Genomic DNA, 12,417 nt, shown 5'->3' on the forward strand with positions numbered 1-12,417 from the left:
TTTATGATTGAAGTAATAAAATTTCATATCCTATAAAGATCATCACAATTAATGTGATGCCTGTTCAATTGCCGGATTTTGCTCAGGCATTGGTTTTTTCTCCTTTTCGTCTGCGGAGGCAGTGATCTTTTCCAGTGTATATATTTGCTCCGTAATGTTCCCATAGGAATCGGATACTTTAATAGAAAAACTGGTCTTATTACTGATATCTACAATAGAAGAGAAATTCGGATTATTGGTATTATGATCGAAATCGACTGCTTTCCCGTCTACAAAAATAGATGTAATCGTGCTTTCATCATTTACTTTTCCTTCAATATACAATGAAGACGAATTTTCCGAAGTAATAATGATGGATCCCTTTTCATCCGGTTTAGGGGTAAATAATGCGATTTGTGGCTTTGCAGTTTCATTCCGGACCAATTGATAGGACAATTTATTTACATTATCATATACATCGGCAACTTCTATTTGCAGGTCTTCTAAATTCTCCAGGTTCACAACGGCAGAGAACTCGAATTCGTCCCCAACTTTGGTAATCGGTACTTCCTGTCCGTTAACAAGTAACTTACTAATCGGACTTTCATCGGTAATTTTTCCTTTAAGGGTAAGGCTCTGTTGATTATCCGGGACCTGTATTTCAAACTTATCGGTAGCTTCCTGATCCGTTAATGCCAACTGAGGTGCACGATTCTCACGGTTAAGTTCAAAAATCCGTTGATTCGCCAATTGAATAATGGTTTCTTTTTCAGGATATTTTGTTGCTACAGCCAATAATTTTTGGTAATCGGCTAAAGCAGATGTCTTATTGCCCAGCCCCAGATAACTGTCGGCCCTCCCTGAAAGGGCTTGCCAATTATCCGGTTCGATTTTTAGCACAAATTCAAAATCATTTAATGCTTCCTGATATTTATTGGTTTCTTTGTAATAGGTCCCTCTCCAGAAATGAGCCTGTACATTTTCCGGATTCATTTGAATAGCAAAAGATGCATCATCAATAGCATCCTTATATTGTTTTAAAAGGGCAAAACCTCGGCTACGGGCAACCAGGGCTTCCTGTGAATCCGGATTAATGCCCAGTGCAGCATCTGCATTCGTAAGCGTTTCTTCTGCTTTATTCATGCCGGCGTTTAAATCAGCCAGGGCAATGTATGCTTCGATCATACCTTTATCGATTCTTGTGGCCCTCTCATAAGCCCATCCTGCTTTTTGACGTGCATTTAAGCGTTTATTTACTTCTCCCTGTAAGAAATAATTCATGGCGGTTTCACCGATCATTAAGGTAGAATCACTTACCCTAAGTGCGGCTTCTGGTTGATTCATTTCCAGCAATGTTTCTATTCTGACATGATAAGCGGGAAGATATTGCGGGTTGAGTTTAATAGCATGATTCAGGCTTTGAAGCGCTGCCGGATATTGTTTATTCTTATAAAGGTTCCGTCCCAATAAATACCATAAATTTTCCTCATCGGGTGAAAGAACGGTTAATTTTTTGTAATCATCTACAGCCTTATCAAATTGTCTCAGGCTTTCATAAGCTTCAGCACGCACTTTCAATATTTCTTCCGAATCAGGATGTGCTGTGACTGCCTGATTTAATATTTCAAGTGCTTTTTCAGGTTGATTGGCAAGCGAGTCTGCCGTTTGCATAATTGCATCAACATCCTGTGCCTGTGCGAAAGCAACAGACAAATAAAACAGGAAAATAATGCATATACTTTTCATTATACTTATAAAAAATTTTTAACCCGCATTAACGTAAGCATTTATGACTTTAAATAGTAATCAAATATTATGCCGCAAGTTATTGAAAATACTTGTCTTTGCTTCATACAACGATATTTTTCTACTTTTGTTTTCATTTTTTGAGAAAATTGTGGCTCTATTTTGGAGAATATATGATATAAATATGGAACCATAAAATATTTATTTCGTATAATTGTGTAAAAATAGCTATACTCTGAATGGTATAATTTTTGGTTGTATAGTCAAAGAGAAATGAAGGAGATGAACGAGGATAAGTTTTGTGAAAGATTGAAAGGATGTCCGATATATGCAGGTTATTTGAAATCGAATGATGTCCTGTCGAGTGCATACAAACATAAATATTGTGAAACTGAAAACGGTAAAGAAATATGTAAACGTTATCAGGTAGCCAAAATAATGGGTTATTGTCCTGAGTATATCCTGCCAAACAGCCAACTACCTGTAGAAGAGATAATAAAAGATGAAGAGAAAAGAAAGCAATCTTCTTTTAATTAATATTTCCTAATTCCTTTTCTCAAAATTATATTCCCTGCCATTGCACAAGTCATTCCGGATATGACTGAATTTAGATACAACTTTCAAATTTTTAAAGTGTTGGGTATTATCTGATTTTTCAGATTTGAAATGAAAAACGATTTTTCTTTGGAAAAACCTTTTAACAATAAGGAATATCTAAATACTTATATCCTACTGGTCTAATTGTATTTTATACAACCGATTATATTACCCTAATTTTACAATTATCTGTAACAATGTGTATATTTGCATTTATGGATCATTCTGTTTTTTCCCAAACATACAAAACCCATGTCCAAAGCTTGTATAGCTATGGTATAGGATTAGGTTATCCTCATGAAATATGTTTGGATGCCATTCAGGATGTTTTTTGCAAACTATATACTCAAAATCTTTTAGCCGATATTAACAATATAAAATATTATCTTTTCCGTAGCCTTAAAAACAGATTGATCGATATTAGAAAATCTACCAAAAAAGAAATAAATCAATTGAATGAAAATGAGGAATTTTCTATTGAAGTATCTATTATGGATCATATTCTCATTTCGGAAGAAGAAATATTATTAAAAAATAAAGTGGAATCTCTATTAAAATTGTTGACTGACCGTCAGAGAGAGGCTATTTATTTACGATATATGCAGGAATTGGAATACGAAGAAATAGGCCGGCTGCTGGATATGAATGCCGAGTCTGTCAGGAAGTTAGTACACCGGGGAATTGATAAAATCAGGAAAAACACAGATCCGAATACATTCCTACTGGTATTGATCTTTTTGATGAAATATTTTTTAAAGTATTGATTTATACCAGCATTTATAAAAAATCATCATTTTTTTTCTCCAAAGTGTCCACGTTTTTTTTTTGAAGTCGTCTTTTATTATGATTATGTCATAGTAAGTTTATGAGACAAGAGAAAGAGTATAGGAATTATACAGATTTTTTAAAAGAAGATAAGTTTATCGAATGGAGATTATTACAAACTCCTGAATTGGATCTGTATTGGGAAGATTTTATTAAAAACCATCCGGAAAGAAAGAATGATATAGCTAAAGCTGTAGAGAAATTCAATGTGATCCGTTTAAATGACCATCAACTTCCACAGGAAATACAGGAACATCTTTACCGAGAGATCATTCGAAACACAAAGCAACGAACTATATTTTCGGGAAGGGTTATTTATTATCGGATCGCCGCTTGTGTTGCGTTACTTATTATGGTAACCGGGTCTTTCATATTTTTTCAACGAAATAAAGCCATAGAAGATATACCGAGTATTGCCAATGCCATTGTCGGTACACCGCTTCCTTCTTCCTCCATCCGGTTAGTTTCAGCAGATAAAGTCATAGAATTAGATGAAAATGCAGAAATATCCGTATCAACGGACGGAAATGCAGTTATTAACGGTGAGAAAATGGATATCACTGCTGTAAAACCATCCGGTGAAATAATGAACAATCAATTGATCGTTCCTCCTGGGAAACGTTCTACATTACAATTGGCAGATGGTACAAAAGTGTGGGTTAATTCAGGAACGACAGTGCGTTTTCCTACCTCATTTGATAAAACCACACGTAATATCCACGTTATAGGTGAGATATACATTGAAGTAGCGGAGACGGATCAACCGTTTTATGTCCATACGCCCCAATTTGATATCATGGTACACGGCACTAAATTCAATGTTTCGGCTTATTCCGATATGGTTGATCAAGCCGTTGTTTTGGTTGAAGGAAAAGTAGAAGTGAATACTTCCGCACAATCTAATATAATGGTTCCCGGAGAAATTCTTTGTATACACGAAAACAAAATAGATATCCGAACGGTAAATACCGATGAATACACTAGCTGGAAAGATGGTATTCTGATAATGAATGGAACCCCGATATCGGAAATCCTAAAGAAATTAGGACGTTATTATAATGTAGTGTTTGAAGATCAAAGCAAAGATCTGCTATCATCCAAAACATGTAGCGGGAAATTATTTTTGGCCGAAAATCTGGATGATGTGATGATTTCTTTGTCTGTACTGTCTTCAACCAGGTTTTCAAGAGAAAACGATATCATCTTTATCGATCAATAATACATTATTATAACATGTGTGATTGTGCCATTTTTAATATTCTATTAACCTAATCATAAAAATTACAAAATATTCATTTAATGATTGAATAGTTCCTTTGCTGTATAATTAATTAATAATAAGGGTTGCCTATGGAGATATAAAAACCGAGAAAAAACAAAGCCGGTTAATAGTGGAGTATTAACCGGCAGAATGTCCAATTTACAAATTCATTATTGTAAACTAAAAACTTTTTCAAATATATGAAACAATTAGAGATAATTACCCGGTTTATGCCGGGAAAAATTCGCACTTGGGTAAAAATTATGAAAATTACAGTATTTCTTTGCTTTGCCGGGATATTTTCAGTGATGGCGGAAGATATGCTTTCACAAGATGCAAAGTTGAGCATCAAAATGGAAAATGTAACCATTAACCGATTCTTTTCCGAGATAGAAAGAAATAGTGATTATGTTTTTCTTTTTTCGGATGATGTCGTGTCCGAGTTGAACAATACAATTAATACAAGTTTCAGAAATACGGAACTCTCAAAAATCCTGGATACGGTATTGGAAAATACAGATCTTTCTTACCTGGTCACAGGACGGCAAGTAATCGTATTTAAAGAAAAGACAAAAGACAGAGGTATAAAAGTTGAATTACAGGAAAAGTCAGTTACAGGAAAAGTATTTGATGAAAAGGGAGAACCTTTACCTGGTGCTTCTATCGTTGTTAAGGGAACAACCCGTGGTGTAATGACGGATATTGACGGATCCTTTTCCATTAATGTGCGGCCGGAAGACGAATTGGAGATTTCATTTGTCGGTTACCAGAATTACTCTGTCCTTGTAGGGAACCAGACGGAGATCAACGTGAAATTACTTCCGTTGGTCAATGAATTGGATGAAGTAACTGTTGTAGCCTTTGGGAGACAAAAGAAAGAAAGTGTAATTTCATCCATTACCACTGTTTCGACAAAGGACCTAAAAGTGCCCAGCAGCAATCTTACTACTGCTTTTGCAGGACGTGTGGCAGGCTTAATTTCGTACCAGACCAGTGGTGAACCGGGACAGGATAATGCTAATTTCTTTATCCGTGGTATCACTACGTTCGGCGCCGATGCGAAAAAAGATCCGTTGATACTGATCGATGGAGTGGAATTAACCACGGATGATCTTGCACGGTTGAACACCGATGATATCGCCAGTTTTTCTATCATGAAAGACGCCACAGCTACAGCACTATATGGGGCCCGTGGTGCCAATGGCGTAATCCTGGTAACTACTAAGGAAGGTCGTGAGGGACGGGCACAGGTAAATCTACGACTCGAAAATTCTTTTTCTAGTCCGACCAAGATGGTAGATTTGGCTGACCCCATTACTTATATGAAAATGCACAATGAAGCGGTACTCACACGTGACCCCAATGGTGTCAGAATGTATTCCGCAGAAAAGATAGCTATGACCCAACGCGGAACTTATCCGGATATTTATCCTGCAACTGACTGGTATAAATCCATGTTCCGCAATGTAATATCCAACCAACGCGCTAACATGAGTGTCAGCGGCGGGGGCAAAGTCGCACGTTATTATGTGGCGGCTAATATAGCACAAGACAATGGAAATCTAAAAGTCGACGACCGGAATGATTTTAATTCTAATATCAACCTGACCAAATATGCTGTACGTTCGAATGTCAATGTCAATGTAACCAAAACCACTGAATTGATTTTGCGGTTAAGTTCTACATTTGACGAATACCGCGGCCCTATTGACGGAGGTTCGGATATGTATCGTAAAGTAATGCAGGCCAATCCTGTTTATTTCAAACCCTCTTACGAACCGGATGAACATTTCAGTTACGTGAGCCATGTGCTTTTTGGAAATTACGGTACAGCCAATTATATCAACCCGTATGCACAGGCGTTAAGGGGTTACCGCGATTACAGCAAAAATATGACGATGACTCAGTTCGAAGTAAAACAGAACCTGAATATGTTAGCCAAGGGTTTATCCTTCCGCGCTATGGTCAATATGAATCGTTTTTCCGAATTTACCGTTAACCGCGAATATTCTCCGTTCTATTATAGTATTGACACATATGACCTGAATGCTAATACATACACGTTAAAATGCCTGAATCCGGCAGGAGGAGACACCTATCTCAATTATAGTCCCGGTTCACGGAATATCAATACGGTTTTCTATCTTGAATCGGCCATGGAATATAATACGGAAATATCAGAAAAACATAGTCTGAATGCTCTATTGGTGTACATTATGCGGCAAGAGAAAAAAGGGATCGCCGACAACCTGCAACTTTCATTGCCGAATCGCAATCTTGGTATTTCCGGCCGTGTGGCATACAATTATGACAGTCGATATTTTGCCGAGTTTAATTTTGGTTACAATGGTTCGGAGCGTTTTGCCAAGAAACACCGGTGGGGATTTTTCCCTTCAATCGGGGTAGCCTGGATGCTTTCCAATGAAGCATTTTTCGATCCTTTGAAAAATGTATTTCCACAGTTCAAGCTGAAGGCAACCTATGGTATGGTGGGTAATGATGCCATTGGTAGCAATAATGACCGGTTCTATTATTTATCGCAGGTCAATATGAATGCCAGTAAAAATGTCAATTGGGGTTCTTCTATGAATTATAATCCCGGCGGCATATCGGTAACACGCTATGCCAACGACCAGATAGGCTGGGAAACCGCATATAAAACGAATATCGGTGCCGAAATATCTGTAATCGGAGGTTTTTCTGCAAATATCGACTTTTTCCATGAACGAAGGGAAAATATCCTGTTGGATCGTGTAATCCCCAATACCATGGGTATCATCCCCAACATCAAGGCCAATCTGGGTGTAGCTACCGGAAAAGGAGTGGATATGGAATTAAATTATGAAAAAGTATTCAGTTCGGATTTTTTCCTTACCGGCCGTGGAACTTTTACGTATGCTACCAGTAAGATAAAAGAATGGGAAGAGCCTGATTACGCCGATACACCATGGAGATCAAGAGTAGGACATAATATCAACCAGCAATATGGCTATATTGCCGAACGCCTGTTCGTAGATGAAATGGAAGTAGCCAATTCACCGACACAATTCGGTAATGTAATGGGCGGTGATATTAAATATCGCGATGTGAACGGAGACGGTAGTATTTCTACTTTGGACCTGGTTCCTATCGGATATCCCACCGTTCCGGAAATCAATTATGGTTTCGGGTTAACAGTTGGCTATAAGGGTTTTGACTTTTCCTTCTTTTTCCAGGGATCCGCCCGGCAATCTTTTTGGCTGACCATCAGTGGAAATGGAAATATTCAGCCGTTTGTTGACGGAAACAGTGATGATGGTTTGGTAGGGCAAAATGCCGTATTGCAGGAAATAGCAGACAACTACTGGACAGAGGGGAACCGTAATCCTTATGCTTTCTGGCCCCGCCTGTCGACTTATGCAATCACAAATAACAACCAGACCAGTACCTGGTTCATGCAGGATGCCACCTTCCTGCGTCTGAAATCTGCCGAAATAGGTTATTCACTTCCACAAAACCTGATCAAAAAATTATTCATGAGCAATCTCAGGGTATATGTCAGCGGAACAAACCTGCTTTGCTGGAGCCGCTTTAAACTGTGGGATCCGGAAATGGCAGGGCAGGGCCTCGGCTATCCGCTTCAACGGGTAATCAATGTCGGATTAAATATAGGTTTTTAACCATATGATTCAGAAAACAAATATTGAAAATCAAAACATAACAATGATGAAATCAATTATAAAATATTGTATTTGCTTGCTTTGTTGCATATCGATAGCGTCATGCGATTATTTGGATGTAGTGCCCGATGCAATACCGACATTAGACGATGCTTTTGCCGACCGCTACACTGCAGAAAAATACCTGGCGACCTGTTACTCAGGAATGCCTAAGGCAGCAGGATGGAATGAAAATCCTGCATTTCTCGGTTCCATGGAACTCATTATGAATACTAATTACCGTACAGATGGAGGAATGCGTTTTGCACTGGGAGAAAATAACGCGACATCACCCGTCATCAATTACTGGGGAAATGAAAGCGGGAATGTGATCTCATTGTACGCCGGTATCCGTGAATGCAACACCTTTCTGGATAATATCGGAAGTGTACAGGACCTGAAAAGTGAAGAGAAAAACCGGATGATTGCCGAAGTAAAACTACTTAAGGCATGGATGCATTTCTACCTGATTACCTATTACGGCCCAATTTGTCCGTTAAGGGAAAGCCTTCCGGTAAATACTTCTACTCAGGGAATCAGGGTATATCGTGAAAAGATTGATGATTGCTTTGCCTATGTTCTTGAATTACTCGAAGAAGTGATCAACAGCAATGCATTACCCGACCGGATCACCAATCGTACGTCGGAACTGGGACGCTTCACACAATCGGTGCCTTATGCTCTGAAGGCAAAAGTGCTAACCTACTGGGCCAGCGACCTGTTCAACGGGAATACGGATTACAGTTCATTTAAAGACCACCTCGGTGAACCTTTTTTCAATCAGGTGAAAGATAATACACGCTGGGATAAAGCAGCCGAGGCCTGTAAAAAAGCAGTGGAAGTATGTCTGGCCAATGGTATCCGCCTGTATCAGACATCCGATTACCTGCAAACAAAGGAGATGTCGGATACAACCTTGTTGATCAATACACTCAGAAGTTCGGTCAGCGAGCAATTGAACCTGAATGTTGAACTGATTTATGGAAATACATCTTATCCCTGCGGATTGAACGTTCAGCGGCATTGTATTCCCCGTTTTGAAGCCGGTTCAGCAGCAAACGCTACCAGCAGGTTGAGTGTTCCACTTCAGGTAGTCGACCTGTTTTATTCAAATAATGGCCTTCCTCTGGACGAGGATAAAGACTGGATGGATGGAGATAAGTACAATACCCGCTTTGAGACCTTACGTACCGGCGACGACTCACATCGGTTTGTCATCCAACCCGGTGAAATAACTTCGGCAGTTAATTTCGACAGGGAACTGCGTTTTTATGCGGCTCTGGGTTTCGATCGCGGTAAATGGTACGGCAACCATTATAACAACGAGCCGAATGATGATGCCGAATCTTTTTATCCTAGAGCCCGGTATGCTGAGTTTTCCAATAGGGCATCCACTGAAGAATACAGCGCTACCGGATATTGGGCGAAAAAATTAGTTGCCATGAATACACGGTGGCGTGATGCCAATGAACTTACCTATGTAAGTTATCCTTATCCGGACATCCGTTTTGCCGATCTGTTGTTGCTTACGGCAGAAGCTATAAATGAAGCTACTTTGGGTGACGACAATGCTACGGTTAATGCGGAATTATATACCTATATTGATATGGTCCGTACACGGGCCGGATTAAAAGGTGTTGTTGAAAGCTGGAACGATTATGCTATTGCCGATAAACGGAGCAAACCGTCCACCAAAGGTGGCATGAGGGAGATCATCCGGCGCGAACGGAAAGTGGAGTTGGCACTGGAAGGGCAGGATTACTGGGACAGGAAACGGTGGAAAACGGCGCATAGGGAACTGAACCGTAATATACAGGGATGGAATGTTACAGTAGAGGATGCTAATCCGAATGCCTATTATAAGCCGGTTACTGTTTATACGCAAAGGTTTACCGTACGAGATTACTTTGCCCCCATTCCCGAGGAAGATCTGACCAATAATCCGCAATTGGTACAAAATCCCGGATGGTAATATTTAAAACCTCAAAAACGAAATAATATGAAAACAAGAATATTATATATTGCCAGTTTAATGTTTCTGTTTCTTTCCTGTACGGAAAAAAAACTGGACCCGATTAATTCTTCGACCGGAAAACCGGCACCGGTATCCGATGTACAGGCAGAGCCGATTCCAGGCGGAGCGTTGGTATCTTTTACAGTACCGCAGGATGACAATGTATTGTCCGTAAAAGCCATATATACTTTGACCAACGGAACACAACGGGAAGCGATAACGTCTTTTTACGGAAACAATCTGAAAATAGAGGGATATAATGATGTTTCGGAACACGAAGCATTGTTATATACCGTCAGTCGTGCTCAGGAACTGTCCGAACCGGTATCCGTAAAATTCACGCCGCAGGAATCACCTTTAAGCAGAGCTGCCGCATCGGTAAGCATCTCCAGTGATTTTGGAGGAGCTTATTTTTCGTGGAAAAATGACGATAAAGTATTGCTTACGGTTGAGATGCTGGCTGCAGCTGATAACGGAGAAATGCAAACAGCCAGGATCGTAACGTCCACGCTTGATTCGGCTTTCTTTAGCATTCGTGGTTACGATCCGACACCCAGAAAATTCGGCATTGTTTTTACGGATAACTGGGACAATGTTTCGGACACCATTTATCCTACAGACGGTACCATTACGCCCTGGCTTGAGTCTAAGTTTGACAAAAAGCTTTGGTCTGTATACAAAATTAATGGCAATTATCTTTCAGGTGATGCAACATTTGTTAACTGGGAAGGTAGGGATGAGTATATGTTTGATGACAATATAGATACATACGGACACAGTTATTCCGGATCACTTCCCGTCAGCATTACCATAGACATCGGTAAAGAATCAAGATTGAGCCGTGTGCTTTTCTTCCAGCGATTGTATAATAACCTCTATTACCTTTGGGGAAATCCCAGACGGATTATTGTTTATGGACGCAAAGATGCACCGGCAACGGGCAACTGGGATGAATGGACGGAACTGATAGATTATACCATGGAAAAACCTTCGGGAACCAGCGATGATTTTACTGTTAATACGGATGAGGATATTACCGCTGCTTTGAACGGGCATGAGATATCTTTCCCGATATCATCCGACACTTATCGGTATCTCCGGTTCAGGTTTATGACCTCCTGGGAAAACAGGCCTTATGTGCATCCTGCGGAAATAACCCTGTATGGGGAATATGCCGAATAGTTTAACCATTTAAATGAATAACATAAATGAAAGGAATAAAATATTTTAGTACGTTGATCATTATCATGTCTATGTTCGCATCTTGCGATGACATGATGGATGTTCATAAAGAATATATTGAAGGCGGAGAAATCGTATATGCGCCGAATCTGGATTCGCTTTGCTTTTATGCGGGACACAACAAGGTATATTTCAAATTCTGGACCTTCAATGCCGTAAATGTGGGAAGTATTGACCTGTACTGGGATGAGGATTCGTTGATCATTCCCGTAACTCCTTCTTCCGGTTTGGATAGCATCATGGTGGAAGTACCCTGTACCGAAGAAAAATCGTATACTTTTACAGTCCGGACAACAGATGTTTTCGGGAATCATTCGTTGTGGAATACCGGTTTTGCCAATTCATACGGTGATTTTTTCCAACAATCGTTGTCAAACCGCTCTGTCAAAGGATTTGAATTGGTCGGAAGCGACGGACAGATATCCTGGTTTCCTTCGGCAAGTAATCTTGTCCGTAGCGAGGTGCGTTATACGGATACCAATCAGCAAGAACAAATTGTGAAAGTACCTGCCGATCAGTTGGTCACTCAATGTCCCGGACTAACAAGTAATCGTTTTGAGGTGCAATCTTTCTTCCTGCCGGAAACAAATGCAGTAGATACCTTTGTTGTCACCTGGGAACAAGTGAATCCGTTATATAAATACTCACGAGCCGGATGGAGTGTTAAATACTGCAATTCTTGGCAAGGGATGCCATCGCTTACCACAGCAAATGAAATGCCTCCATGTATTTTCGATAACAACTTCGCTACATTCTGGCATTCGAGATATACTACTTTAACTGCAGGCTATAATCCGGCCTATCCTGACATTACCAGAGATCCGCCCCCCTTTACAATAGTCATAGATATGGGGGAACCGATGGAAATCATACAGGTTGACCTTTACCGGCGGTTAAATAATAATAATACACAAACAGTGATTGTATACGCACCTACTGTAGAAGACAACCTTCTTACACAGGAGGATATCGAATGGCTGGGAAATACTCCGGTATCGTATACCAATCACACATTCTTCAAAAATTATTATTATGCAGGGGTGGAGAACAGTAAC

The 12,417-nt window shown here is 39.8% G+C and carries 8 protein-coding genes; 7 read left to right on the plus strand and 1 reads right to left on the minus strand.

Annotation, left to right across the window (positions count from 1 at the left end; translation table 11 throughout):
• Positions 1-48: 48 nt before the first annotated feature.
• Entirely contained in the window at positions 49-1,725 is a 1,677-nt protein-coding gene (locus LBQ60_19445) for a tetratricopeptide repeat protein (protein MDR2040104.1), read from the minus strand.
• Between the two features lie 273 nt (positions 1,726-1,998).
• On the opposite strand from LBQ60_19445, the gene LBQ60_19450 reads away from it, so the two are divergent.
• The 7 genes from LBQ60_19450 to LBQ60_19480 form a co-directional block, all read left to right on the plus strand.
• The gene (locus LBQ60_19450; protein MDR2040105.1) at positions 1,999-2,262 is read left to right on the plus strand and encodes a hypothetical protein; all 264 of its coding nucleotides are present in this window, start codon (positions 1,999-2,001) and stop codon (positions 2,260-2,262) included.
• A gap of 257 nt (positions 2,263-2,519) precedes the next feature.
• Complete coding sequence (locus tag LBQ60_19455) at positions 2,520-3,086, plus strand: RNA polymerase sigma factor (GenBank protein ID MDR2040106.1); 567 nt, start codon at positions 2,520-2,522, stop codon at positions 3,084-3,086.
• Positions 3,087-3,187: 101 nt separating this feature from the next.
• Positions 3,188-4,366 carry a FecR domain-containing protein gene (locus LBQ60_19460; protein ID MDR2040107.1) on the plus strand — a complete coding sequence of 393 codons (1,179 nt, stop codon included), beginning with the start codon at positions 3,188-3,190 and terminating at the stop codon, positions 4,364-4,366.
• Between the two features lie 242 nt (positions 4,367-4,608).
• On the plus strand, positions 4,609-8,067 hold the full coding sequence (locus LBQ60_19465; GenBank protein ID MDR2040108.1) for a TonB-dependent receptor: 3,459 nt from the start codon (positions 4,609-4,611) through the stop codon (positions 8,065-8,067).
• A gap of 43 nt (positions 8,068-8,110) precedes the next feature.
• Positions 8,111-10,078: a RagB/SusD family nutrient uptake outer membrane protein gene (locus tag LBQ60_19470; GenBank protein ID MDR2040109.1), complete on the plus strand. Its 1,968-nt coding sequence runs from the start codon at positions 8,111-8,113 to the stop codon at positions 10,076-10,078.
• 27 nt (positions 10,079-10,105) lie between these two features.
• The gene (locus tag LBQ60_19475; protein ID MDR2040110.1) at positions 10,106-11,302 is read left to right on the plus strand and encodes a DUF4959 domain-containing protein; all 1,197 of its coding nucleotides are present in this window, start codon (positions 10,106-10,108) and stop codon (positions 11,300-11,302) included.
• A gap of 26 nt (positions 11,303-11,328) precedes the next feature.
• On the plus strand, positions 11,329-12,417 hold a 1,089-nt coding region (locus LBQ60_19480), incomplete at its 3' end, for a DUF4998 domain-containing protein (protein MDR2040111.1).

The sequence above is a fragment of the Bacteroidales bacterium genome (assembly GCA_031275285.1).
Lineage (GTDB): Bacteria > Bacteroidota > Bacteroidia > Bacteroidales > UBA4181 > JAIRLS01.

Bases quoted from the DNA above. Each gene is read 5' to 3' on its own strand.
- LBQ60_19445 (MDR2040104.1), bottom strand. From the start codon at position 1,725: ATGAAAAGTATATGCATTATTTTCCTGTTTTATTTGTCTGTTGCTTTC.
- LBQ60_19450 (MDR2040105.1), top strand. From the start codon at position 1,999: ATGAAGGAGATGAACGAGGATAAGTTTTGTGAAAGATTGAAAGGATGT.
- LBQ60_19455 (MDR2040106.1), top strand. From the start codon at position 2,520: ATGTGTATATTTGCATTTATGGATCATTCTGTTTTTTCCCAAACATAC.
- LBQ60_19460 (MDR2040107.1), top strand. From the start codon at position 3,188: ATGAGACAAGAGAAAGAGTATAGGAATTATACAGATTTTTTAAAAGAA.
- LBQ60_19465 (MDR2040108.1), top strand. From the start codon at position 4,609: ATGAAACAATTAGAGATAATTACCCGGTTTATGCCGGGAAAAATTCGC.
- LBQ60_19470 (MDR2040109.1), top strand. From the start codon at position 8,111: ATGATGAAATCAATTATAAAATATTGTATTTGCTTGCTTTGTTGCATA.
- LBQ60_19475 (MDR2040110.1), top strand. From the start codon at position 10,106: ATGAAAACAAGAATATTATATATTGCCAGTTTAATGTTTCTGTTTCTT.